Origin of the sequence: Amycolatopsis sp. NPDC004079, from assembly GCF_040610415.1 — a bacterium.
GTDB lineage: Bacteria > Actinomycetota > Actinomycetes > Mycobacteriales > Pseudonocardiaceae > Amycolatopsis > Amycolatopsis halotolerans.
In genome coordinates this window covers 17,375-40,967 of the sequence record NZ_JBEXMH010000065.1, presented here as the reverse complement: position 1 = coordinate 40,967, position 23,593 = coordinate 17,375, and the positions used below count along the sequence as shown (strand labels likewise).

The window sequence follows — 23,593 nt, the reverse complement described above, 5'->3', positions numbered from 1 at the left end:
CCCGGCATGGGGACGACTGATCTATCGCTGCCAGACGGCCGGAATCTTCGAGTGCACGACAGCGGGGGCGACGGCTTTCCGCTGGTGTGGCACCACGGGACCCCGCAGTCCGGCCGCCTGCTGCCGCCCGTGGTGGAGGCTGCCGCCGCGCGGGGTTTTCGGGTGGTTTCCTACGGTCGGCCTGGGTACGGCGGGTCCACCCCGAACGCCGGGCGGACGGTGGGCTCGGCCGCCGAGGACGTGCGGCAGCTGGCGGATGCCCTGGACCTGGCGGGTTTCGCGGTCCTGGGCGCGTCCGGCGGCGGACCGCACGCGCTGGCCTGCGCCGCGGGACTGCCGGATCGGGTGACGGCGGCGGTGTCGCTCGCCGGTTTGGCGCCGTACTCCGAGGACTACGACTGGTACGGCGGGATGGTCGACGACAGCTCGTTGCGCGCCGCCCGCAAAGGCCGGGAAACCCGCTTGCAGCACGGAGAAACGCAAGAATTCGACCCGACGAGCTTCACCGACGCGGACTGGACGGCGCTTCGCGGCACGTGGGGCCCGCTGGGCGAGGACGCCGGTGCTTCCGGTGACGTGGCCGCCGAAGCCGACGACGACCTCGCGTACGTGACGCCGTGGGGATTTTCCGCTGCCGACGTGCGGGTTCCGGTGCTGCTGGTGCACGGGGGCGAGGATCAGATCGTCCCGGTCAGCCACAGCGAATGGCTCCTGCGGAACCTCCCGGACGCCGAAATGTGGTCGCGTCCGCGCGACGGGCACATCTCGGTGCTCAACGCGCTCCCGACCGCGCTCGACTGGCTGCGCAACCTCCTCGCCCGCTGACCCGCGCCAGCGGTCCGTGAGGGCCACCTTCACGGACTCTGACGCCCTCAGGGTTCCCCTCACGGACAGCTGGGCGGGAACTCGCGCGCGGCCGGTTATCGTTTCAGGCATGAGCAACGTCGAGACCGACCCGGCCGAACTAGCGTGCGGCGGGGACCCCGTCGACCCCGGCCAGGTCGAGGTCCTCGACGCCCGCTCGGTGCCCCTCGGCGGCCTGCGGGCCATGCCGGTCCGCCGCACCCTGCCGCAACGCAAGCGCTCGCTGATCGGCGCGTGGTGCTTCGCCGACCATTACGGCCCCGACGACACCTCCGTCAGCGGCGGCATGTCCGTCGGCCCGCACCCGCACACCGGCCTGCAAACGGTGAGCTGGCTGTTCACCGGCGAAATCGAACACCGCGACAGCCTCGGCTCGCACGCGATGGTCCGCCCCGGCGAGCTGAATCTGATGACCGGCGGCCACGGCATCTGCCACGAAGAGGTGTCGACGCCGGAAACCGCCACGCTGCACGGCGTCCAGCTCTGGGTCGCGCTCCCGGACGAACACCGGCACACCGCCCGCGACTTCCAGCATTACGCGCCGCCCACCGCCGCACTCGACGGAGCCACCGCCCGCGTCTTCCTCGGTGCCCTTGCCGGAGAAACCTCGCCGGTGAAGACGTTCACTCCCTTGCTGGGCGCGGAAATCGTCCTCGAGCCGAGCGCAGAGCTCAGCCTCGACGCGGACCCGTCCTTCGAGCACGGCGTCCTGCTCGACACCGGAGAAGTCACCTTCGCGGGCACCCCGCTGCAGCAGGCTCAACTCGGCTACCTCGGCATCGGCGCGACCACGCTCCACCTGCACAACCCCGGCTCCTCCCCGGCCCGCGTGATCGTGCTCGGCGGCCCGCCGTTCGGCGAGGAAATCCTGATGTGGTGGAACTTCGTCGGCCGCAGCCACGACGAGATCGCCGAATACCGCGAGGCGTGGGAAGCGAACTCCGACCAGTTCGGCGCGATCGACCCCTACCCCGGCGGCCCGGAGCGACTGCCCGCTCCCCCGCTGCCCGCGGTGCGGATCAAACCGCGCCGCAACCCCTCGTGAGTGGCTACGCCGGTTAGAACCGGCGCCAGCACTCAGGACCCCTCCGCCTCACGCAGCCGATTCCGCGCCCCGGACGGGTCGAAGTTCACCCGCCGGAGCGGCCCGGCCGCCAGCAACACCACCGCCACCGCGCTCAACGCCGCCAGCACCAACGCCGCCACAAACCGAGCCGGAACCGACGTCGCCGACGCCAGCACCGCATACCCGCCCAGCACCACCAACGTCGGCCCGAGCAACGCGACCCCCGTCACCACCACCGGGATCCGCCCGCCGTCCGGACGTCTCGCCGAGACGACCGCCGCGCCCGCCGACACCACCGCGGCCACCAGCAGGCACGCGCCCACGGTGTCCGACAGGCGGTGCCAGCTCAGCGCGACGGTCGCCGCGGCCACCCAGGCGACGCCGGGCGCACCCACGGCGAGCACCCAGGTCCGGAACCGCGCGGGCAGCACCACGGCCAGTGCCAGCAGCACGGCGGTGGCCGCGCTGACGTGCCCGCTCGGAAAGCTGTTGTGGTGCGGGGCTCCCGTCGAACCGACGTCCGGCCGGTCCAGCAGGTAGATCTTGAGCAGCTGCGCCGCGGCCAGCGGCAGCAAGTACAGCACCAGCGCGGTCACCCCGAGCGCGAACCGCTTGCGCAGCACCGCGAGCGCCACGATGACGATCCCGGCCGCGCCGAACACCTCGACGCCGTCGATCCCGGCCAGCGGCCGCGCCCAGTCCACAGTGGACCGCGGAAGGTTCTGCGCGAAGCGGACGACCCCGTCCTCCGCGCGCTGCCCGGCCTCGGTCCGCACGAACAGCAGGTAGGCGACGACGAACGCGCCCGCGAACCCGATCGCGGCCGCGACCAGCACGGCGGTCCGCGAACGCCCTCGAGGGGCGAGCGCGTGCCGGGGCGAGGACAGGGGCACGGTCGGCGTTTCAGGAGTCAGCACTGCCATGCCTTCGAGCCTGGCCGAGGGATTTCGGGATCTCGTCAGAGCTGTGTCATGGTTTCGCTACAAGATCCGCCCGGCTCGCGCGAATCCGCGGGTATTCCGAATAATGGCCACCGTGGCTGTGGTGTTGGTGATCGAGGACGACGCGTCCGTCCGCGAGGGCATGGAGCTGGCGCTGCGCCGTCAAGGACACACGGTGCACACCGCCGCGACCGGCGAGGACGGCGTCGTGCAACTGCGCGAACGCGCGCCCGACCTCGTGGTCCTCGACCTGATGCTGCCCGGCATCGACGGGTTCGAGACGTGCCGCCGGATCCGCGCGCTCGGCCAGGTGCCGATCATCATGCTCACCGCGCGCAGCGACGATTTCGACGTCGTCGCCGGCCTCGAAGCGGGCGCGGACGACTACGTCGTGAAGCCGATCGAGCCGCGCGTGCTCGACGCTCGCATCCGCGCGGTGCTGCGGCGCACTGCCCCCGAACCCGGCGCCGCCGGGCCGGAACAGCACGGCGACCTGGTGATCGACCGGGCTGGGATGCTGGTGCGCAAGCACGGCGAGCAGGTCTCGCTCACGCCGACCGAACTGAAGCTGCTGCTGGAGATCTCGCGCACGCCAGGCCAGGTGTACAGCCGCAGCCAGCTGCTCGCCTCGGTGTGGGGGCACGACTATCTCGGCGACTCCCGCCTGGTCGACGCGTGCGTGCAGCGGCTGCGCGCGAAGATCGAGGACGTTCCGGCGCGGCCGGACCACGTGCAGACCGTGCGCGGCTTCGGCTACCGGTTCGGCCGCTCGTGAGGCGGGCCGCGCCGTGAAGCGGCTCCGGTCGTGGGTGTCCGGGCTGCGCCTGCGGCTGGTGCTGGCGTTCGCGGCGATGACGCTGGTCGGCGCGGGCGCGGCGGCGGGCGCGAGCTACGTGTCCGCGCGCAACACGATCCTGGCCGGCGTGCAGGACCCGGCGATGGTGCAGCTGCGCGACGAGGTCAGGACGTACCTGCCGCAGCTGACGCTCCCGCCCGACCAGCGGCAGCTCGACAACATGGCGAGTTCGCTCAAAGGCGTCACGACCGTGGTGTTCGGGACGCTGCATTCGCGCGTCGGGCTGAATCCGGCGGAAATACCCGCCGGGCTGCGCACCGCGGTCGCGGGCGGGACCAGTGTCCAGTTCCAGCGGGTCATCGAGGGCGGGCGCCCGGTGCTCTACATCGGGATGCCGCTGCTGCGCTACGGCGCGGCGCAGGGAGAACACACCGGCATCGAGGTCTACAAAACCGTCCCGCTGGCCACCCAGCAGGCCGCGATCGACCAGCTGGCGACGCGTGCGTGGCAGATGACCGCGCTGGCCCTGCCGATCGCCGTCGCGCTGGCGCTGCTGGCCGCGCGCCAGGTGCTGCAGCCGGTGCGCGCGCTGAACTCGGCGGCTCGCAAACTCGGCGACGGACAGCTCGACGTGCGCCTGCCCGCCAAGGGTTCCGACGAACTGGCCCAGCTGGTCACCACGTTCAACCACACCGCGGCGGAGCTGGAGCGCACCGTCGGTTCGCTGCGCGAGATGGAGGCCGACGCGCGCCGGTTCGTCGCCGACGTCTCGCACGAACTACGCACCCCGCTGGCGGCGATGAACGTGGTCACCGACGTCCTGGACGAGGACGCCGACCAGCTGCCCTCGGACACCGCCGTCGCGGCGCGGCTGGTGTCGTCCGAAACGCGCCGGCTAACCCGGCTCGTGCAGGACCTGGTCGAAATCTCCCGTTTCGACGCCGGACGGGCCGAGCTGCGCGTCGAAGAGGTCGACCTGGCCGAGGCCGTGACGAACACCCTCGCCGCCCGAGGCTGGACCGACTCGGTGGTGGCTGACCTGCCCAGCGTCACCGTGCCCGCGGACCCGCGACGGCTCGACCTGGTCATCGCCAATCTCGTCGGCAACGCCCTGCACCACGGCGCACCGCCCGTCGAAATCGAGCTGAGCACCGACGACGCGACCGTCTCCCTGGCGGTCACCGATCACGGCCCGGGGATCCCCGAAGAGGTGCTGCCCAAGGTGTTCGACCGCTTCGCCAAGGCGGACACGTCACGGGCCCGGTCCGACGGCAGCGGCCTCGGATTGTCGATCGCGCTGGAGAACGCCCGGCTGCACGGCGGCGACATCGCAGCGGAAAACACCGGCGACGGGGCGCGGTTCACGCTCCGGCTGACTCGCACCGAGCAGGAGGAGCGATGAAACCTCCCCGGCTCTTCCTCGCGCTGATTTCGGTCTTGCTCCTGGCCAGTTGCGGCGTCCAGCCGACCGGCGTGGTCCCCGCCGGGGAAGCGCCCGGCGGATTCCAGCTGGGCACGCCGCGTCCGCAAATCACGCTCTACTTCGTCTACGCGGGACAGCTCAGCCCGGTGCAGCGCGCCTGGGCGCGGGACGCGACCCCCACGACGGTGCTGACGGAACTGTTCGGCGGCCCGACGCGCGTCGAAGAACAAGAGGGCTTCTACTCGATGCTCTCGCCCGGTCGGCACGTCACGGTCGACACCTCGACGCAGCCGGTGACCGTGACCGTCTCCGAATCGATGAAACTGCTGTATCCGATCGGTCTGCAGCAGGTGGTCTGCACCGTGTCCGCGTCGCTGGCGGCGTCCGGGCAGTCGATCGGCAAGGGGATCACCGTGGTCGCCTCGGACACGAAACTCGAATCCCTGTACTGCAATTAGCCTTTCTTCCTGGGCAGAAACCCGTACACGACCCGGTCGACGGTCGCCAGGACGACCTCCGTCGCGCTGCTTCCGTCCGGCAGCTGCCGCAACGCCGCCTCCAACGCGCCCAGCACCGCGCCGGTCAACGCGGCCGCCTCGACCCGGTCCAGCTGCGGCTTGCACGTCTCATAGAGCTTCTCCGCCCACCGGTCGCCCACCACGGCATTGCGCAGCAGGTACCCGGCGCGCAACGCGGGCACCGCGGCGAGCAGCCGGGTGCGCACCTCGGTGAGCGGATGGTCCAGCGGGAAACTCCACGCTTCCGCCGTCGCCAGCGCGTGCACAGTCCGCGTCACGAGCTCGGCGACCTGAGCGTCCGGCTTCGCCGCGGCGAACACCCCGTCCACCACCTCGTCGTAAAGATGCTGGTCAGCGAAGACGACGTCCTCTTTGGTGGCGAAGTAGTTGAAAAACGTCGCCGGGGAAACCTTCGCCCGCGCGGAGATCTCGGCGACGGTCGTGCCGTCGTAGCCCTGCTCGTCGAACAGCGTGAGCGCGGCCTCGATCAGCGCCTGGCGGGTCCGCCGCTTCTTCTCTTCCCGCAACCCGGTCATGGCGTGAATCTTAGCGTTACTCTAAACTTAGAGTGTCTCTAAGATTGGAGGACCGATGGAACGGACCGGATGCGTGGTCGCCGGGGGCGGACCGGCGGGCGTGATGCTGGGCCTGCTGCTGGCGCGGGCCGGGGTCGAGGCGGTGGTGCTGGAGAAGCACCGCGACTTCCTGCGGGATTTCCGCGGCGACACCGTGCACCCGTCGACCCTGCGGCTGCTGGACGAGCTGGGTCTGGGCCCCCAGTTCGCCGCCCTGTCCCGTTCGGTCCTGGAACGGATGAAAATGGAAATCGGCGGGGAAACCGTGGTAGCCGCGGATTTCAGCCGACTGCGCGGCCCGCACCGGCACATCGCGATGGTCCCCCAAGCCGAATTCCTGGGCTTGCTGGCCGAATCCGGTGCCGCGGAACCGAAATTCTCCCTGCGCATGGGCGCTTCCGTCGTTTCGCTGCTCCGACAAGGCGGCCGCGTCACCGGAGTCCGCTACCGCGACGACACCGGCGCCATCCATGAACTCGCCGCTCCGCTAACAGTCGGCTGCGACGGCCGCTGGTCGACGGTGCGCCACGAACTCGGCCTCGCACTGCGGGAGTCGGAGGTCCCGATGGACGTCTGGCAGGTGCGGGTGCCGAAAGCCGGACCGGGCGAACCGGGGGTGTTCGCCCGGTTCGGCCCCGGATACGCCTCGGTGACCATGGACCGCGGCGATTACTACCAGACCTCGTACCTCATCCCCCGCGGCTCGGACGCCGCACTGCGCTCCGGACCGATCGACGGATTCCGCTCCCGGCTGGGCGAGTTGTTCGGCTGGACGCCCGCGCAACTGTCCGCCGTGCGCTCGTGGGACGACGTCAAGCTGCTCGAAGTGACCATGGGCCTCCTGCCGCGCTGGCACGCAGCGGGCGCACTGTGCATCGGGGACGCAGCACACCCGATGTCGCCGGTGGGCGGGGTCGGGGTGAACCTCGCCGTGCAGGACGCCGTCGCCACCGCCCGGCTTCTCGCGGAACCGTTGCGGCGCGGGGAGATCTTGGTGTCCCGCCTCGCCGCCGTACGCCGCCGCCGCTTGCTGCCGACGGTCGCGGTGCAGTCCAGCCAGCGGGGCGAACACGCCATGCTGCTGCGTCCGGCTCTCGACGGGACCCTGAACCGCTTGCCCGCGCCGATGCTTGCGCTGCAACGGTTTCCGGCGCTTTCCGGGGTTACGGCTTATCTTGGCGGGGTTGGGCTGCGGCCGGAGCATGCGCCCGCTTTCGCTCGACGGTCCACTGTGGATAGTTGCGCGGGTTGAGCTTGCGCCCATCCGGGGTCGGCGCCGCTTGCGCAGTGCGGCACCGTCGCGGAGCGATGGGAACTGAGGGATCACTCTGTGGTCGGTGCCGGTAGGATCGGCACCATGTCTGCCTCTTCGTGCGCGGCTTGCGCCGCAGTGACGAGGACGCTCCGCTAGCGGCGGGGCGTCTCTCTCAACTTCTGCAGAACGTGCCGTCGCTTCGTGGTCGAACCGAAGCGGCACGTCGGTGCTGCTCGGAACTTCTTCTGAGCAACGGAGCACTTGGTGATTTCAGGCATTCTCTTCGCGTGTCGGGACGGATCGTCCCCGGTGCGTGCACGGCTGGTGCTGTGCTGCATGGCCATGCTGCAGTTCTTCATCGCGGTCGACGTGACGGTGGTCAACGTCGCCCTGCCCTCGATCGGCGCCGGCTTCGGTGTCGACGGGCGTGCGCTGACCTGGGTGGTGGTCGGGTACACGATCACCGGTGGCGGGCTGTTGATGCTCGGCGGCCGGCTGGGCGACGTACTCGGCAGGCGGCGCGTCCTTCTGCTCGGCACCGCCGTCTTCGGCGCCGCGTCCCTGCTGGCCGGGCTCGCGCCGTCCTTCGCCCTGCTGGTGATGGCCCGGCTGCTGCAGGGGGCCGGCGAGGCAATCGCGCTTCCTGCTGCGATGTCGGTGATCGTGCTCCTGTTCCCGGAAGGCCCGCGCAGGTCACGGGCACTGAGCGGGTGGGCGGCCGTCGCCAGTTGCGGCCTCGTCCTCGGGTTCGCGGTCTCCGGGTTCATCACCGAATTCCTCGGCTGGCGGTGGATCTTCCTGGTGTCCGTGCCGTTCATCCTGGTCGTGTTCCTGGCCTCGGCGTTCCTCGTGCCGGGGGAACGGCCGGCCGGGAGGACACCGTTGGACCTTCCCGGTTCGTTCCTGCTGATCGCGGCCCCGTTGCTCTTCACCTTCGGGGTCGTCGAAGCGGGTGAAGGGGGCGGCGCGACGCGCTGGCTGGCCCCGGCGGCTTTGGCGGGCGCGGCCGCGGCCGGGGTCCTGTTCGTCAGGGTCGAGCGGCGCGCGCGCAATCCGCTCGTGCCGCTGCGGTTCTTCCGCAACCGGCCCCGGGTCCTGGCCAACCTCGCCACCGCCTTGGTGAGCGCGGCACTGTCCACCTCCTTTCTGCTGTTCACGTACTTCCTTCAGGACCGGTTGGGCGCCAGCCCGCTCCAGGCCGGGGTGACGATGCTGCCCTTGGCGGTGTCCCTGATCGCGGCCTCGGTGCTGGTTCCCCGGGTACTCGAACGCCGGGGTGCTCGGTTCTGCGTCCTGGCCGGGATCTGCTGCACCACGCTGGCCATGGCAGCCATCGCCCTGGTCTCGCAGTTCGGCGCTACCGGCATGATGATGATTCCGGCCATGGTGTTCGTCGCCGCCGGAATGGGGCTCGGGATCGTCGGGCTGCAATACATCGCGGTCACCGGCGTGACCGAAGAGGACGCCGGCATCGCCTCCGGCGTCCAGCGAGCAGCCGACCAACTGGGCGGCTCCACCGGGATCACGCTGTACATCGGCATCGGGTTCGCCCCCGCCCTGAACGGCGCCGATCCCTTCCTCGCGAGCAGCTCCCTGGCCGTCGCCGGACTCGCGGTGGCCGGGATCGTCGCCTGGCGGATCGCCGTCCCCGCCGCCGGGACAGCGGAATCGATCACCTGATCTCGACCAGGCTGTGCCCGCCCGGCTTGAGGGCCGGACGGGCACAGCCCTGGAGATCAGACCGCGATCGCCATTCGCTCAGGTCACCTGCCCGTCTTGCCCTCCTGCAGCACCAAATCCGCGTGGGACCAGTTCCCCACGCTGCTTCCGCGCCAGCCGATCACCCGCCCGCCGGGGCACCTTCGCCCCCGGGTCCCAGGCTGGATCGTCTTCGACAAACGCCTGGCCCGGCTCGTACCGGGCGGCACCTGCCCACAGCAGGTCGGCCACCGCGTCTCCGCGACCATCCCGCGGTCCCGCCGGGACGAGCGGATTGACGCCGGAGTCTTCACCTCCCCGCACCAGGCCGCGCTGATGCCCATGCCAGGCGATCGACCGGAATCTGGAAGACCTCGTCACGGACGGGCTTATCCGTGAAACCCCCAAGCGGTGGCGAGCACACCGGCCTCGGGTAAGCCGATTCGGCCGCGCTTGCCCACACCGCATCGCCCCGGACTTGCCGCCCGCCCAAGCGATACCCGGGAGACATACGCCGACCTCGCACCGCCCCGAGCCCGGTCACGCCGGATAAGCCCGCACCGACCGAGCGTCCTGCAACGCGCGCGCCCACCATTCGAGCTGGTCGAGCAACGCCTTCGCCGCAGCCTCCACACCCGGTTCGACCGGTTCGCCGTCCTCCCCGAACCGGCCGTGCACGCCGTGGAAGCTCACGGTCTCGCGGATGGTGACCGCGTGCAGCTCGGCGAAGACCGGGCGGAGGTGCTCGACCGCGCGCAGCCCGCCGGAAATCCCGCCGTAGGACACGAAAGCGACCGGTTTGGCGTGCCATTCGCCGCGGAACCAGTCGAGGACGTTCTTGAGCGCGGCCGGGTAGCTGTGGTTGTACTCCGGCGTGACCACGACGAACGCGTCCGCCGCCTCGAGCCGGACGGCGACGGGCGCGGCCCCCTCGCCGTTCATCGCGAGCGGCAACGAGATCTCGGCGACGTCGATGACGTCGACCTCGAACCCGCCGTGCCGGTCCGCCTGGCGAGTGAACCAGCGCACGACCGTGGGGGCGAACCGCCCTTCCCTGGCGCTGCCGACGAGCACAGCGAGCCGGACGGGAGCTTCGGACACGGTATTCTCCTTTTTTCCCGGGGCGGAACAGGTTTCCCGCCTCCGGAAGGAGTCTCGAACTTCAAGCTCCCTTTAAGTCAAGCTATGCTGAGCGCATGGCGAAGACGGAGCTGCCCGAACTGACCGTGGGCGAACTCTCCCACCGCAGCGGCGTACCGGCGTCGGCCCTGCGGTTCTACGAGGACGAACAGCTGATCCGCAGCAGGCGCACCGCGGGCAACCAGCGCCGCTACCGCCGCGACACCCTGCGGCGGGTGACGTTCATCCGCATGTCGCAGCGGGTGGGCATGCCGCTGGCGCAGATCCGCGAGGTGCTCGCCCTCCTGCCGGACGACCGAACCCCGACCCGCGCCGACTGGTCCCGCATCTCGTCCTGCTGGCGCTCCGACCTGGACCAGCGCATCCGCCAACTGGAACAACTCCGAGACCAACTGAACGACTGCATCGGCTGCGGCTGCATGTCCCTGGCCAAATGCCGCCTGGCCAACCCCAACGACCAACTAGGCCAAGACGGCCCCGGCCCGCGCCGCCTGCCGGACCACCGGGGAACGGGATACGAGTGACACCTCGCGGCGGCTGAGCTTTTAGGCTGCACGGCTGCAACAGTCCGACAGCCTCCGTCACAGCCGACCGTCGACATCAGAGCGAGACCGGTCACTCGCCCGGCGCATCGGTCACTCCGGCATCGTCATCCCAGCAGCAACCCCCTCACGTAGGCGGCCTGTCCGGCATGTTGCAGGTCATCGGACAGCACGCTGACCAGCCGGACTCCCAGCGTCACCGGCGGGTTCCAGGCTTCGTCGACCACCCGGTCCAGAGCCGCCCCGTCCAGGCCGGCCACCCAGGACACCGTGTGCTCGTGCACGGCGTCGTAGTAGCCGGTGAGCAAATCCGGCGACTCCGGGCGCACCTGGGCCACGTCCTCGCTGCTGTGCCCGTAGCCGATGTCGCCAGCAGCGAAGGGCAGGTCGAACTTCTCGCGCCAGTCCGCTGCCGTCCAGAGCTGGTCGGTGTCCGCGACGTCGGCGACGTGGTCGTCTTGCACCCGCGCCAGATGCCAGACCAGCCAGCCGATCGAGTTGGCCTCCGGGCCGGGGCGCGCCGCCAGTTGCTCCGCGGTCAGCCCGTCGACTGCCTGGTGCACCACTTCCCGCACCCGGCCGAATCCGTCCACGAGCAGATCGGCCACATTCATCTCGCGCTCCTCCTCCGTCGTCGTGCGCTTGCCTCGATCATGCCTCGAAGATCCGGCTCTGCCCAGCACTGTGACTCCAGCAGGTGCGAGGGGTCCACTCGCGCCCGCCGAACCGGCTTCAGCACGGGAAAATCCGCTCTTTACCCGCAGTGACCGCGACCGTCCACTTCGGACCTGACAGCATCGTCCGGGGTCGGGTAAAATCCGGCGCGAAAGCGGATCTGCACGCCGACGCCGCGAACGGAGGGCCCTGTGGCGATCACCGCGCCCCGCGCCCTGCCTGGCTTCGACAACATCGCCGGGATCGCGATTCCCGCCTGGGCTGGCATGGTGATCACCGCCGCCTGCGCGGTCTCGGCGATAGTGGTGCTGCTGGTGATCCTGCGCAACCGGCGCAAGTAGTCCACACGGGACATTGCTTCGATATCCGCTGGATCCCGCGTGAGACAGTGCGGAATCCGGCCGATGGTTACGTGTCCATTCGCGTGAACCGGCTGGTGATCACGTGGTCCTTGGCCGGTCCGGTCACGACCCATTCCTGTTCCCACCGGCGATCGTCGAACACGCGGTACTCGCCTCGATACCAGTCGGCGGCACACGGGTGATCGGCCGTCCACTCCCCGGTCGCCAGGTCCACATCGTGGAAGAACCCGCCGTGGTCGAAATGCACCGCGGCGCGGGAGCCCCCGGCCGGGCGGTAGTGCAGCGTCCGGACGAACGGTCCGCGATGCGCCCCGAGCTGCAGCTCTCCCGACTCGCGGTAGACGAGCACCCCGTCGTCGGAGGTGAACGTCGCGCGGCCGCTCGCCTTGCCCATCGGCACTCCGTCAACGTCGACGATTTCGCGCGCGAGCTGCCATTCGCCGGAGAAGTACCCGGTCAGGTCATTGATCGGAAAAGCCACGGATCCCATTGTGCGCCTCCGCACCGAACGCGAACGGCACTGGGACGGACGGCTCGGCACGGTCTGTCACGAGGGTCGCGTGAAGGGACCCGTCATCCCGGCTGTCACCAGTCGCCATGCTGTTCACCCTGTGCGACCGGCCCCGCCGCAGCGCCCGAAAACGGCCGGTGCGATGGGGACTCTCGCGCCGAACCCGGCGGGGCAGGCTCGCCCGGACGGCCCGCCGCCCTAGAATCGGCCGCGTGGCGCACCCCGATCTGGCCGAGCAGGCCACCCGTTCCCCCGCTCTCGAGACCTTGCAGCGCGTCTTCGGCTACGACGCGTTCCGCGGCGACCAGGCGGAGATCGTCGAGCACGTGATCTCCGGCGGCGACGCGCTGGTGCTCATGCCCACCGGCGGCGGGAAATCGCTGTGCTACCAGATCCCGGCGCTGGTGCGGCCGGGCGTCGGCGTGGTGATCTCGCCGCTCATCGCGCTAATGCAGGACCAGGTCGACGCGCTGCGCAACGTCGGCGTGCGCGCCGGATTCCTCAACTCCACGCAGGATTTCGCGCAGCGGCAGGAGGTGGAGAACGCGTTCGTCGCGGGCGAACTGGACCTGCTGTACCTCGCGCCCGAACGGCTGTCGGTCGAATCCACCGTGCGCCTGCTCGACCGCGGCGAAATCGCGCTGTTCGCGATCGACGAGGCGCACTGCGTCTCCCAGTGGGGCCACGATTTCCGGCCCGACTACCTGATGCTGTCGTCGCTGCACGAACGCTGGCCGGACGTGCCCCGGATCGCGCTCACCGCCACCGCGACCGAGGCCACGCACAAGGAAATCTCGCAGCGGCTCGGCCTCGACGACGCGAAGCACTTCGTCGCGAGCTTCGACCGGCCGAACATCCAGTACCGGATCGTGTCGAAGAACTCGCCGCAGAAGCAGCTGCTCGACCTCCTGCGCACCGAGCACCAGGGCGACGCCGGGATTGTCTACTGCCTGTCCCGCGCGTCAGTGGAGAAAACGGCGAATTTCCTGGTGCAGAACGGAATCCCGGCGCTGCCCTACCACGCCGGGCTCGACAAGTCGACCCGCGCGGCGAACCAATCGAGGTTCCTGCGCGAGGAGGGGCTCGTCGTCGTCGCCACGATCGCGTTCGGCATGGGCATCGACAAACCGGACGTCCGGTTTGTCGCGCACCTGGACCTGCCGAAGTCCGTGGAAGGCTATTACCAGGAAACCGGCCGCGCGGGCCGCGACGGGCAGCCGTCCACCGCCTGGCTCGCCTACGGGCTGCAAGACGTGGTGCAGCTGCGCAAAATGATCGACAACTCCGAAGGCGACGAGATGCACCGTCGCCTGCAGGGCCAGCACCTGAACGCGATGCTGGGACTGTGCGAGACAGTCGAATGCCGCCGGACGCAGATCCTCGCGTACTTCGGGCAGTCCGGCCAGCCGTGCGGGAACTGCGACACCTGCCTCACCCCGCCGGAACGCTGGGACGGCACCATTCCCGCGCAGAAACTGCTGTCCACAGTGGTCCGTCTGCGCAACGAACGGCGACAGAGTTTCGGTGCCGGCCAGATCATCGACATCCTGCTGGGCAAGACGACCCCGAAGGTCACCCAGTTCCAGCACGACACGCTCAAGGTATTCGGCATCGGCACCGAACTGCGCGAACCGGAATGGCGCGCAGTGGTGCGGCAGCTGCTGGCGCGCAACCTGCTTGCGGTCGAAGGGGATTACGGGTCGCTGGTGCTGACCGAAGGCTCGACCGCGGTCCTCAACGGCTCCCAAGAAGTACAGCTGCGCCGCGAACCCGAACGCCCGGCGCGCGCCCCGCGAACGTCCCGCCGCACGCCAGCGGCCGCTCCGGTCGACATGCCCGCGGAAGCGGCCCCGATCTTCGAGCGCCTGCGCGCCTGGCGCGGGGCGACGGCGAAGGAACAAGGAGTCCCGGCGTACGTGATCTTCCACGACGCCACCCTGCGCCAAATCGCCACGCTGATGCCGACGACGCTCGACGCCCTCGGCACGGTGAGCGGGGTGGGCGAGAGCAAGCTGGCCAAGTACGGGGAGGGAGTGCTGGCGACGCTGGCCGAGGAGTGAGGTCGGGGTGGAGCTGGGGTCGGCTGCTTGGCTAGGAACGCTCGCCGACGAACGGCGTCGGGACGGAACTGAAGTCGGCCACCTCGCCACGAACACTCACCGAGGAACGACCTCGGAGCGGAGCCGGGTCAACTGCATGGCCAGGAACTCTGTCCGAGGAACGACGTCGGGACAGGACTGAAATCGGCCGCCTCGCCACGAACGCTCACCGAGGAACGACCTCGGGACCGAACAGAAGTCGGCAGCCTCGCCACGAACACTCACCCAGGAACGACCCCGGAGCGGAGCCGGGTCAACTGCCCGGCCAGGAACTCTGCCCGAGGAACGACGTCGGGACGAAACTCGAAGCGGCCGTCCGACCCGGAACGCTCGCTGAGGAACGACCTCGGGACCGAACAGAAGTCGGCTGCCTCGCCAGGAACACTCGCCTAGCAGCGACCTCGGGACTGAGCCGGGTCGGCTGCCCGATCAGGAACGCCCGCCGGGCCGAGGTCTCCCGGCCAGGAACGCTCGCCGAGGCACTCCCCCGTCTCGCGCGGGAGAGTCAACGCATCAGCGGTCAGCCTATGGAGACGCAGGGAAGTTCCACACCCGATGCGCGCGTCCCGTACCAGCGAGCGACCCGCACAAGCCGCTGGAACCCCCGTCCCCGCGCAGAGATTTGGCAGACGTCCGCTGCCTCTCCAGCCGCGCGTGGAAGCTGAGCACTAGGTTGACGGGATGGGGTGGGATCTGAGCGAGCTCATCGCGAAGCACGACGTACCGGGCGCACAGGTCGCGGTGCTGGCTGACGGCGAGATCCGGGACGAGGCGGCGGGCGTGCTGAGTCTCCGCACGCGGGTCGAGGCCACGACCGACTCGGTGTTCAAGATCGGTTCGATCACCAAGATCTGGACGGCCACGCTTATCCAGCAACTAGTGAACGACGATCTCCTGGATCTCGACCGTCCCGTTCGCGACTGCCTGCCGGGTTTCCGGCTGAGCGACCCGGCCGCCACGGAATCGCTGACCGTCCGGCATCTGCTCACCCACACGGGCGGTATCGACGGCAACCACTTCGTCGACACCGGCCGCAACGACGACGCGATCGAGAAGTTCGTCGCCTCCCTCGCCGATGCCGATCACCTCTTTCCGCCGGGCAGGGTTTTCTCCTACTCCAACAGCGGGTACGCGGTGCTCGGCAGGCTGGTGGAAGTCTTGCGCGGCAAGCCTTTCAACGACGTGATCCGCGAGCGGTTGGCGACCCCGCTGGGCCTTTCCACCGTCGCTGCCGACACCTACGACGCGATTCTGCATCGCGCGGCGGTCGGCCACATCGAGACCGCAGGAAAACTCGCGCCGACGAAGAGCTGGGCAGTCCGCTATTTCTCCACGCCCAGCGGCTCGCATCTCGCGATCAGCGCCCGCGACCTCCTGGAATTCGTGCGCCCGCACCTCGCCGACCCCACGCTCGCGGGACTGCGCGAACCTCAGCTCGAGTCCGTCCCGGACTTCGGCGGCGGCGTCCTCGGCTGGGGACTCGGCTGGATGCTGTACCGGGACGGCGTCATAGGCCACACCGGCGTCTCCAAGGGCCAGAAGGCTTTCCTGCGCGTCGTCCCCTCAGCGGGCGTGGCGATGGCCGTGCTGACCAACAGCGCGGGGGCCGAACCGCTGGCCCACGAACTCTTCAGCACAGTGCTCCGGGACCTCGCCGGCGTCGAGACCGCACCGCTCCCCGTACCGCCCGCGAACCCCGCCCCCATCGACGCGGACCGGATGTGCGGCACCTACCGCACCACCTTGTACGACATCGCCCTGACCGTCGACCACGACCGCGCGTTCCTCACCTACCGCCCACGCAAGGAGACCGCCGCGTCGCTGCCCGGCAAGCGCGCTCGTCGCGTCGAGGTCGTCCGCCTCAACGACAGCGCGATCATCACCGCCGAACCGAAGCTCAACAGCCACGAGGTGCTGTCCCTGATCGGCTCGGACGGGCACGGCCGCGCGCGCTTCCTGCACAACGGAGCCGCCGCCTGGCGGGTCACGTGATCCGCACCGCGGTTGAGACGTGCGGGATGCGCCCCGTCAGGCGGACAGAGTCACTCAGCAGTCCGCGGACGCGTCGTATCCGCGACCTTCCGCACCGCCCCCGAGATCTGCGCGTGATAGCGCCCGTTGGTTTTCTCGTCCACGAAACGCGCCGCCTTGCCCACGGCCTCATTGACCTTCTGCGGGTTGTTCCGCACGTACGACACCGCGCCCGCGGCACCGGCCAGCACGGTGAGTTTCTTCATCAAAGCCATCGCACAAAATCCCTTCCCCTGCGGAAACCTCCGTCACCTACCCCAACGTCGCCCGGCCCCCGCGGGTTCCCGGCGAAACCTGGATGACAGGTGGCGCGCGCGGCAGGCATGATCCACGCGTGCGCGACCTTTCCGCCCTTCCCAAGGTGCATCTCCACGTCCATCTCGAGAGCACCATCCGTCCCGGCACGCTCAAGGAGCTCGCGGCCGCCCACGGCATCCAGCTGCCCGAGAAGCCAGCAGCGTTCGAAGGGTTCCGGGCATTCGCCGACCGCAACAGTCTCACTCGATCGTGCCTCCGAGAAGCTGAAGACTTCGAGCGGATCGCGCGCGAGTTCTGCGCGGACGAAGCCGCTCAAGGAACCCGGTACGTCGAGGTCACGTTCACGGCTGCCGCTCACGGGGAACGGGTCGGGGACCTTGAGCTTCCGCTCAACGCGGTCCTTAAAGGACTGTCGGAGGGCGGGAAAGAGCATGGGCTGCGGTGGAAACTGATCCTCGACCACTCGCGGCGACGGTCGATCGAGCGCGCCGAGAAGACGCTGGAGCTGGCCAAGCGGCACGAGGAGATCATCGGGATCGGGATGGCCGGCGAGGAAAAGTACTCGCTCGCTCCGTTCCGGGAGGTGCTCGACCGGGCACGGGAAGCGGGGTTGCACCTCATTCACCACGCGGGCGAGGACGCCGGGCCGGACAGCATCCGCGAGGCGATCGAAATCGGCGGAGCCGAGCGCATTGGCCACGGAATCCGCATTTTGGAGGACCCTGAACTGACCGCTCACACCGCGGAAAGCGGGATCGCGCTCGAGGTGTGCCCTTCCTCGAACGTCGTGCTCGGGCTGATCCCGACGTTCCCGGAACACCCGCTGCCGCGACTGGTCGAGGCGGGCCTGAGGGTCACGCTCAACACGGATGTCCCGGACGTCACGGGCACCGCGATCACCGACGAATTCACCCGTGCGCGTGAGGTTTTCGGTTACGACGACACGACATTGGCTAAGCTGGCAAGCAACGCAGTAACCGCTTCGTTCGCACCCGAAGAGACCAAAACGTTGCTGCATAACGAGATTGACGGCTGGCTCAAGTCGGCAGAAGGCGCGTGACCAGCACGCCCAGCTGCTGCGCGGTCCGGCATTCGTGCATCTCGACCAGTTCCGCGTAGTCCGGCGCGGCCGAATCGCCGGTCCCCCACAGGGATCGGCGTTCGGGGTTCAGCCAGTGGACGTGCCGCGCGCGGGAGCGGATCGCGCGGACGGCGTCGAGATTCGGGTCGCCGCCGTTCGTCCGGGCGTCGCCGAGGATGAGCACGGACGTTCGCGGGCCGACTGCGTCCAGCCAGTGAGCGGTGAACTGGCCCAGCGCGCGGCCGTAATCGCTGTGGCCGTCCCAGCGGACCACCGCGGCCTCGCTGAGCATTCGCGCGCCCAGTTGCTCGGGGTCGGCGGCGCCGGTGTCGACGAGATGCGTCACCTCGTCGGCGCTGTCGACGAAACCGAAAACGCGGATCTTGCTGAACTGGTCCCGCAACGCTTGCACCAGCAGCATCGTGAAGTTCGCGAAACCCGCCACCGAACCGGAAAGGTCGCACAGGAGGATGATTTCCGGGCGGCCGGGGCGGCGGTGCCGGTAGGCTGGACGCAAGGGCACGCCGCCGGTGGAAAGTGAACGACGCAGCGTTCGGCGCAGGTCGATCTGGCCGCGTGTGGTGCGTTTGCGGCGCGCGGCAAGCCTGGTGGCGAGTTTGCGGGACAGCGGCTGGATGGTGCGCCGCAGCTCGGCCAATTGCGTCCGGCTGGCGATGAGGAAGTCGACGCGGTCCGCGGCAGGGGCGATCGCGTGCTTGGCGATCCGTTCGCGGCCCCGGAGTTCGGCGGCTCGGCGGCGCGCTTCGGTGCGCACCCGGCCGCGGAAACCCTCGACGCGGCGGCGGATTTCGTCGCGGGTGAGCCGGTCGGTGAACTCGTCCGGCGGGCCGGCGGCGCGCATCGCGGCCAGCACCCGGGCGATGAGCGTCTGCGGTTGCAGCCGGTCCAGCGTCTGGTGCGCGGAGTATCCGCCGCCCGGACCGGTTCCGACGCCGTACTGACCCAGCAGGTCCACGGCGATTCCGGCGAGCTGGTCCAACGCCTGGTCGTCGCCCTCGGCCAGGGCGGCGGCGAGCGCTTCCCGCAGTTCCTCCCGGTCCTGCGGCGGATTTTCGCGGGCCAGCTCCGGCGCGCCGATGCCAGCCGGGAAGTACAGGTCGAAGGCGGCGTCGAACACCGACCGCTGCCCGCCCCGGCGGACCAGCGCGGCGGCGAGCCCCTCGCGGACCAGTTCGCGGTCGTCCAGGCCGAGCACTCCCAGCGCGGCCGCCGCGTCGGCCGTCTCGCCCGGACCGGCCGGGATGCCTTGCGCCCGCAGGGCCCGCACGAACTCGGCGAGCCGTCCGGTCAGGCCCGGCGCGGCGGTCATGACGCGTCCAGCACCTGGTCGAGACTCAGCCCGGACCCGGCCTTCGCGATGTCGTCCTGATGCTTCAGCACGACGCCGAGGCTTTCGCGCACCACCCGCTCGTCGAGTTCGCCCGCGCCCAGCTCCAGCAGCGTGCGCGCCCAGTCGACGGTCTCCGCCACCGACGGCAGTTTCCGCAGGTCCATCGCCCGCAGCGCGGCGATCACCCGCACCACCGAATCCGCCAGCGCGGCCTCGATGCCGGGCACCTTCAGCCGGACGATCTCGCGTTCGAGGTCCTCGTCCGGGAAATCGATGTGCAGGAACAGGCACCGCCGCCGCAGCGCCTCGGACAGCTCGCGCGTCGCGTTCGACGTCAGCACCACGAACGGCTGCTGCGTCGCGGTGATCGTGCCGAGTTCGGGCACGGTCACCTGGAAATCGCCGAGCACCTCCAGCAGCAGGCCCTCGATCTCGACGTCGGCCTTGTCCGTTTCGTCGATCAGCAGCACAGTCGGCTCAGTGCCCGAGATCGCGGTGAGCAGCGGGCGGCGCAGCAGGAATTCCTCGCCGAAGATGTCGGTACGCGCCTCGTCCCACGTCTCGTCGCGGCCCGCGGTGATCCGCAGCAGCTGCTTCGCGTGGTTCCACTCGTAGAGCGCGCGGGCCTCGTCGATGCCCTCGTAGCATTGCAACCGCACCAGCCGCGAGCCGGTGACCTCGGCGACCGCCGTGGCCAGCGCGGTCTTGCCGACCCCGGCCGGCCCCTCGACCAGCAGCGGTTTCCCGAGCCGGTCGGCGAGGAACACCGTGGTCGCGACCGCGGTCGACGCGAGGTACCCGGCCTCGGCCAGCTGCGCCGACACATCGTCGACGGACGAGAAAAACCCGGTGCCCACGTCGCCTCCTAAGCAATCGCTCACCTGCACTGTACTGGGCGGTCGCCATCGAGGACGTCCCGGCGACCAGACATCGGAGCTAAGCCCAGGCGCGCGACTCAAGAGCGCCGCGAAGCCCGGTATTCCTCCGACGTATGCCGAGCACCGGAAACTTCGTCACGGCAGGCTGGGAATGACCTGGTCCACCATCCGTTTCGCAACCGCGCAGGACCCTTCGTTGCCCACGGATCGATCGAGATACCAAATGTGCACCGCCGCGTCAGTGCCGGAAATCTGGACCTGATACCGGCATCCGCCGCCGCCTTTCGTGGTGTCTTTCCGGACCTCGTGCCCGCTTTGGGAACTGGACTCGCTGTGCCCGCTCCAGTCCTCTGCCTCGGCCAGGTCCAGAGTCGCGGCCAGGTCGCCGCCGGTCAGCTTGTCGCGCGGCGGGTTCCACTCAGTGCGGCAGCCGCCCACGCCTCCCGTCACCGCAGCGGGAGTGGACGCCGTCAGCTTGTACTCGCTCCGCCGCAGGTCGATCGGCGTGCCCCGCGCGGCGGTCGTCAGCAACTTGCAGGCGTCCGTTCTCGCGAACACCTCCGACGGACCGGCACCGCTGCATCCCGCCGCCGAGACGACGACAGCCAACCCCAGAGCCACCCGCCTGATCATGACCACGCATAGTACGGAGCCGAATGGGATGCCGCGCGCGAAACCGGACTTTGCACCGCCAGCCGGATGTCACCCACCGTGCGCAAGCGCCTCGCGGGCTAGCATCGCGGCGTGACTTACGTTGCCGCAGACCACCGTTACGATTCGATGCCCTACCGCCGTTGCGGGCGCAGCGGGCTGAAGCTGCCCGCGATCTCGCTCGGACTGTGGCACAACTTCGGGAACGACCGCCCGCTCACCGTCCAGCGCGACATCGTCCGGCGCGCCTTCGACCTGGGCATCACGCACTTCGACCTCGCCAACAACTACGGCCCGCCTTACGGCAGCGCCGAGGAGAACTTCGGCCGGTTGCTGGCGAGCGACCTCAAGCCGTACCGCGACGAGCTGATCATCTCGACGAAGGCCGGCTACGACATGTGGCCCGGGCCGTACGGCGAGTGGGGTTCGCGGAAGTACCTGCTGGCCAGCCTCGACCAGTCGCTGGGGCGGATGGGGCTGGACTACGTCGACATCTTCTACTCGCACCGGTTCGACCCGGAGACGCCGCTGGAGGAGACCGTCGGCGCGCTCGACCGGGCGGTTCGGTCGGGCAAGGCGTTGTACGTCGGGATCTCGTCCTACAACTCCGCGCGGACGGCGGAGGCCGCGCAAATGCTGCGGGACCTGGGCACGCCGTTGCTGATTCACCAGCCGTCGTACTCAATGTTCAACCGCTGGACCGAGGCGGACGATCTGCTCGGGACTCTCGAGCAGGCCGGGGCCGGATGCATCGCGTTTTCGCCGCTGGCGCAGGGATTGCTGACGAACAAGTACCTTTCCGGGGTGCCGTCGGATTCCCGGGCGGCGCAGGGGAAGTCGCTGAACCCGGACACGATCACCGAGGAGAAGCTCGGCAAGATCCGGGCGCTGGGCGAGATCGCCGAGCGGCGCGGGCAGACGCTGGCGCAGCTCGCGCTGGCCTGGGCGCTGCGGGATCCGCGGATGACGTCTCTGGTGATCGGGGCCAGCAGCGTGGCGCAGTTGGAGGACAACGTGGCCGCGCTGGACAACCTGTCGTTCACCGATGAGGAGCTGGCCGAGATCGACCAGCACGCCACCGAGGAAGACATCAACATCTGGAAGCGGTCCTCGGACGGATGATCCGGCACGGCCGGAGGTTCGGACTACCCGAGCCTCCGGCCGAACTCGCCGTAGACTGTCTCCCCGTCCAGAAACGCTTGGTGCGCCAAGGAAATTCGCCGCGCCTTCGACGGCCGCAACTGCGGCTCCGCGGCCTCGAGGTCGAGGAACTCGAACCGGCTCACTTCGTCCGAGGCCAGGCGGATGGCACCGATCTGCTCGCGGCTCAGCACGCCGCCGTCGAAGATGAACTGCAGGCTGTCCCGCCAGACGCCGTGCGCCGGCAGCCAATCGACGACGAGAAGACGCCCGACCGGCACGTCGATGCCGAGTTCTTCGCGGACCTCGCGACGACACGCTGCCAGCGGTGACTCGCCGTCTTCGACCAAGCCGCCCGGAATCTCCAGGAACGGTTTGTAGGTCGGAGAGACGAACAGGACTCGACCGTGTTCGTCGCGCGCGAGCACTCCGGCGGCCGCGTTCTTGCGCGGAAACCGGGCGGCGATGCCGGGATTGAACTCGGCTTCGGGCTCGCCCTCGTCCCGGAGATCGGCCGCGAAAACGGCATCGTCGCCGCAGTGGCGGGCCGGGTTGCCGGTCATGATCAGCCGCGGACCGCGCGGATCGTCTCCGCCGCCCACTTCGCCCAGTCCCGTTCCATCGCCGCGTATCGCTTGCCCCACTCGAGGGCCAGGCGGCCGTAAAGCGACGGATCGCTGTCATCCCAATCGACCGACGCTTCCAGCGCCGCCAGCTCGTCGACCAGCCCCTTGGCGAAGGCGCCGTGGCGGGACAGGAACCCCCGCGCCTCCTCCGGCGTGACCTCGCCCAGGAAGTACACCCGCAGCAGCATCTCGTTCCGCCGAGCGGCAGGCGGCTTCTCCTCCAGCAGCCACTTGCGCAATTCCGACCGCCCGGCGTCGGTGATCGCGTACTCCTTGCGCCCGCGCGGCCCCTCGGCGGACACCTCGATCAGGTCGGCACTCTCCAGCTTGCCCAGTTCCCCGTACAGCTGGCTCTGCGTGGCCGTCCAGACGCTCGACATCGCCGTCTCGAAGCGTTTCAGCAGGTCGTAGCCGCTTCCGGGGGCGGTGGCGAGCAGCCCCAGCACCGCGTGTCGCAAGGTCATGCCCCCACCCTACCTTCCACTATTGACATGTCCAGCCAGGACCTTCTACCTTTGACATGTCATCACAGGAACGTGAGCGAGGGGTCCCGATGAACTACCTGAAGAGTTTCCTTCCGTGGATCGCCTTCGCGGTCGTGTCCACGCAGGCCGACTGGCGGTGGTCCGGGCTGACCGGACTGGTGCTCGCGGGCGGGCTCCTCGTGCTGGAACGCCGGCGCGGCAAGGGCTGGGACACGCTGTTCATCGAGGTCTCCGCGGTCGTCTTCTTCGCAGGCCTTGCGATCTGGTCGTTCAGCGATCCGGCCTCGCCGCTCAGGGATTACGTCGGCGCGCTGACCGATCTTTGGCTGGCGGCGACCGCCTGGGGCTCGCTCGCCGCGAAACGGCCGTTCACGCTCGGGATCGCGAAAACCATGGTCCCGCCGGAAATCGCCGCCACCGCCGTGTTTCGCCGGGTCAATGTCGTCATCACCGCGGTGTGGGCGGCCAGCTTCACGGTCGCCGGGATCGCCGAAGCCGTGCTGCTGCATTTCGCGCCTCACGCCACCGTCGGTTTGATCATTCTCAAGGTGCTCGGCTTCGCGATTCCGATCTCGTTCACCATCCGCTACCCGCGCATCGTCCGGGCCCGCGCCCAGAAAGCGTGAA

General features: G+C 69.4%; 25 protein-coding genes. 14 read left to right on the top strand and 11 right to left on the bottom strand.

Annotated features, from left to right (window positions below; genetic code table 11):
• Nucleotides 1-6 precede the first annotated feature (6 nt).
• Both ABZX37_RS40595 and ABZX37_RS40590 read left to right on the top strand, forming a co-directional pair.
• Nucleotides 7-825, top strand: coding sequence for an alpha/beta hydrolase (locus ABZX37_RS40595; protein WP_354748900.1), 819 nt, complete (start codon nt 7-9; stop codon nt 823-825).
• A gap of 109 nt (nt 826-934) precedes the next feature.
• Nucleotides 935-1,909 (top strand): pirin family protein, encoded by a 975-nt coding sequence (locus tag ABZX37_RS40590; RefSeq protein ID WP_354748898.1) that lies wholly within the window; start codon nt 935-937, stop codon nt 1,907-1,909.
• 32 nt (nt 1,910-1,941) lie between these two features.
• On the opposite strand, the gene ABZX37_RS40585 is transcribed toward ABZX37_RS40590, so the two are convergent.
• Entirely contained in the window at nt 1,942-2,853 is a 912-nt protein-coding gene (locus ABZX37_RS40585; RefSeq protein WP_354748896.1) for a phosphatase PAP2 family protein, read from the bottom strand.
• A 112-nt stretch (nt 2,854-2,965) separates the two neighbouring features.
• On the opposite strand from ABZX37_RS40585, the gene ABZX37_RS40580 reads away from it, so the two are divergent.
• The 3 genes from ABZX37_RS40580 (at nt 2,966) to ABZX37_RS40570 (ending at nt 5,548) form a co-directional block, all read left to right on the top strand.
• Nucleotides 2,966-3,646, top strand: coding sequence for a response regulator transcription factor (locus ABZX37_RS40580; protein WP_354748894.1), 681 nt, complete (start codon nt 2,966-2,968; stop codon nt 3,644-3,646).
• 76 nt (nt 3,647-3,722) lie between these two features.
• Complete coding sequence (locus ABZX37_RS40575) at nt 3,723-5,069, top strand: HAMP domain-containing sensor histidine kinase (RefSeq protein ID WP_354748915.1); 1,347 nt, start codon at nt 3,723-3,725, stop codon at nt 5,067-5,069.
• Nucleotides 5,066-5,548 (top strand): hypothetical protein, encoded by a 483-nt coding sequence (locus ABZX37_RS40570; RefSeq protein WP_354748892.1) that lies wholly within the window; start codon nt 5,066-5,068, stop codon nt 5,546-5,548. The genes ABZX37_RS40575 and ABZX37_RS40570 overlap by 4 nt, the downstream gene beginning before the upstream one ends.
• Here the strand turns inward: ABZX37_RS40570 and ABZX37_RS40565 are convergent.
• A complete protein-coding gene (locus tag ABZX37_RS40565) occupies nt 5,545-6,144 on the bottom strand; it encodes a TetR/AcrR family transcriptional regulator (protein ID WP_354748890.1) in 600 nt (199 codons plus the stop codon). The two genes, ABZX37_RS40570 and ABZX37_RS40565, sit on opposite strands and share 4 nt — an antisense overlap.
• 55 nt (nt 6,145-6,199) lie before the next feature.
• On the opposite strand from ABZX37_RS40565, the gene ABZX37_RS40560 reads away from it, so the two are divergent.
• Together ABZX37_RS40560 and ABZX37_RS40555 are read left to right on the top strand one after the other, a co-directional pair.
• A complete protein-coding gene (locus tag ABZX37_RS40560) occupies nt 6,200-7,435 on the top strand; it encodes an FAD-dependent oxidoreductase (RefSeq protein WP_354748888.1) in 1,236 nt (411 codons plus the stop codon).
• Between the two features lie 312 nt (nt 7,436-7,747).
• Complete coding sequence (locus ABZX37_RS40555) at nt 7,748-9,118, top strand: MFS transporter (protein ID WP_354748886.1); 1,371 nt, start codon at nt 7,748-7,750, stop codon at nt 9,116-9,118.
• Nucleotides 9,119-9,676: 558 nt separating this feature from the next.
• On the opposite strand, the gene ABZX37_RS40550 is transcribed toward ABZX37_RS40555, so the two are convergent.
• Nucleotides 9,677-10,237: an NAD(P)H-dependent oxidoreductase gene (locus ABZX37_RS40550; protein WP_354748884.1), complete on the bottom strand. Its 561-nt coding sequence runs from the start codon at nt 10,235-10,237 to the stop codon at nt 9,677-9,679.
• Nucleotides 10,238-10,332: 95 nt separating this feature from the next.
• Here ABZX37_RS40550 and soxR point away from each other — a divergent pair, with 95 nt between their 5' ends.
• Nucleotides 10,333-10,800, top strand: a complete 468-nt coding sequence (gene soxR / locus ABZX37_RS40545; protein WP_354748882.1) for a redox-sensitive transcriptional activator SoxR — start codon at nt 10,333-10,335, stop codon at nt 10,798-10,800.
• Between the two features lie 125 nt (nt 10,801-10,925).
• Here the strand turns inward: soxR and ABZX37_RS40540 are convergent, their stop codons facing one another.
• A complete protein-coding gene (locus tag ABZX37_RS40540) occupies nt 10,926-11,432 on the bottom strand; it encodes a DUF664 domain-containing protein (protein ID WP_354748880.1) in 507 nt (168 codons plus the stop codon).
• A gap of 252 nt (nt 11,433-11,684) precedes the next feature.
• Here ABZX37_RS40540 and ABZX37_RS40535 point away from each other — a divergent pair, with 252 nt between their 5' ends.
• Nucleotides 11,685-11,834, top strand: a complete 150-nt coding sequence (locus ABZX37_RS40535) for a hypothetical protein (RefSeq protein ID WP_344284989.1) — start codon at nt 11,685-11,687, stop codon at nt 11,832-11,834.
• 67 nt (nt 11,835-11,901) lie between these two features.
• Here ABZX37_RS40535 and ABZX37_RS40530 read toward each other — a convergent pair whose 3' ends face one another.
• Nucleotides 11,902-12,336, bottom strand: a complete 435-nt coding sequence (locus ABZX37_RS40530) for a DUF6314 family protein (protein ID WP_354748878.1) — start codon at nt 12,334-12,336, stop codon at nt 11,902-11,904.
• Between the two features lie 242 nt (nt 12,337-12,578).
• Between ABZX37_RS40530 and recQ the strand changes: the two genes are divergently transcribed.
• Together recQ and ABZX37_RS40520 are read left to right on the top strand one after the other, a co-directional pair.
• The gene (gene recQ / locus ABZX37_RS40525) at nt 12,579-14,426 is read left to right on the top strand and encodes a DNA helicase RecQ (protein ID WP_354748877.1); all 1,848 of its coding nucleotides are present in this window, start codon (nt 12,579-12,581) and stop codon (nt 14,424-14,426) included.
• A gap of 720 nt (nt 14,427-15,146) precedes the next feature.
• Complete coding sequence (locus ABZX37_RS40520; RefSeq protein WP_354748876.1) at nt 15,147-16,457, top strand: serine hydrolase domain-containing protein; 1,311 nt, start codon at nt 15,147-15,149, stop codon at nt 16,455-16,457.
• A 50-nt stretch (nt 16,458-16,507) separates the two neighbouring features.
• On the opposite strand, the gene ABZX37_RS40515 is transcribed toward ABZX37_RS40520, so the two are convergent.
• Entirely contained in the window at nt 16,508-16,711 is a 204-nt protein-coding gene (locus tag ABZX37_RS40515) for an antitoxin (RefSeq protein ID WP_354748874.1), read from the bottom strand.
• 119 nt (nt 16,712-16,830) lie between these two features.
• Between ABZX37_RS40515 and add the strand changes: the two genes are divergently transcribed.
• A complete protein-coding gene (add, locus tag ABZX37_RS40510) occupies nt 16,831-17,814 on the top strand; it encodes an adenosine deaminase (RefSeq protein WP_354748872.1) in 984 nt (327 codons plus the stop codon).
• On the opposite strand, the gene ABZX37_RS40505 is transcribed toward add, so the two are convergent.
• The 3 genes from ABZX37_RS40505 to ABZX37_RS40495 form a co-directional block, all read right to left on the bottom strand.
• Complete coding sequence (locus ABZX37_RS40505; RefSeq protein ID WP_354748870.1) at nt 17,792-19,165, bottom strand: VWA domain-containing protein; 1,374 nt, start codon at nt 19,163-19,165, stop codon at nt 17,792-17,794. The genes add and ABZX37_RS40505 overlap by 23 nt on opposite strands.
• Nucleotides 19,162-20,043 carry a MoxR family ATPase gene (locus ABZX37_RS40500; protein WP_354748868.1) on the bottom strand — a complete coding sequence of 294 codons (882 nt, stop codon included), beginning with the start codon at nt 20,041-20,043 and terminating at the stop codon, nt 19,162-19,164. The genes ABZX37_RS40505 and ABZX37_RS40500 overlap by 4 nt, the downstream gene beginning before the upstream one ends.
• A gap of 156 nt (nt 20,044-20,199) precedes the next feature.
• Nucleotides 20,200-20,697: a hypothetical protein gene (locus ABZX37_RS40495; protein ID WP_354748866.1), complete on the bottom strand. Its 498-nt coding sequence runs from the start codon at nt 20,695-20,697 to the stop codon at nt 20,200-20,202.
• 111 nt (nt 20,698-20,808) lie between these two features.
• Between ABZX37_RS40495 and mgrA the strand changes: the two genes are divergently transcribed.
• Nucleotides 20,809-21,837 carry an L-glyceraldehyde 3-phosphate reductase gene (gene mgrA, locus ABZX37_RS40490; protein ID WP_354748864.1) on the top strand — a complete coding sequence of 343 codons (1,029 nt, stop codon included), beginning with the start codon at nt 20,809-20,811 and terminating at the stop codon, nt 21,835-21,837.
• A 23-nt stretch (nt 21,838-21,860) separates the two neighbouring features.
• Here mgrA and ABZX37_RS40485 read toward each other — a convergent pair whose 3' ends face one another.
• Together ABZX37_RS40485 and ABZX37_RS40480 are read right to left on the bottom strand one after the other, a co-directional pair.
• Entirely contained in the window at nt 21,861-22,418 is a 558-nt protein-coding gene (locus ABZX37_RS40485; RefSeq protein WP_354748862.1) for an NUDIX hydrolase, read from the bottom strand.
• A gap of 2 nt (nt 22,419-22,420) precedes the next feature.
• Nucleotides 22,421-22,945, bottom strand: a complete 525-nt coding sequence (locus tag ABZX37_RS40480) for a PadR family transcriptional regulator (RefSeq protein WP_354748861.1) — start codon at nt 22,943-22,945, stop codon at nt 22,421-22,423.
• Nucleotides 22,946-23,034: 89 nt separating this feature from the next.
• Between ABZX37_RS40480 and ABZX37_RS40475 the strand changes: the two genes are divergently transcribed.
• Nucleotides 23,035-23,592 carry a hypothetical protein gene (locus ABZX37_RS40475; protein ID WP_354748860.1) on the top strand — a complete coding sequence of 186 codons (558 nt, stop codon included), beginning with the start codon at nt 23,035-23,037 and terminating at the stop codon, nt 23,590-23,592.
• The last annotated feature ends 1 nt before the right edge of the window (nt 23,593 follow it).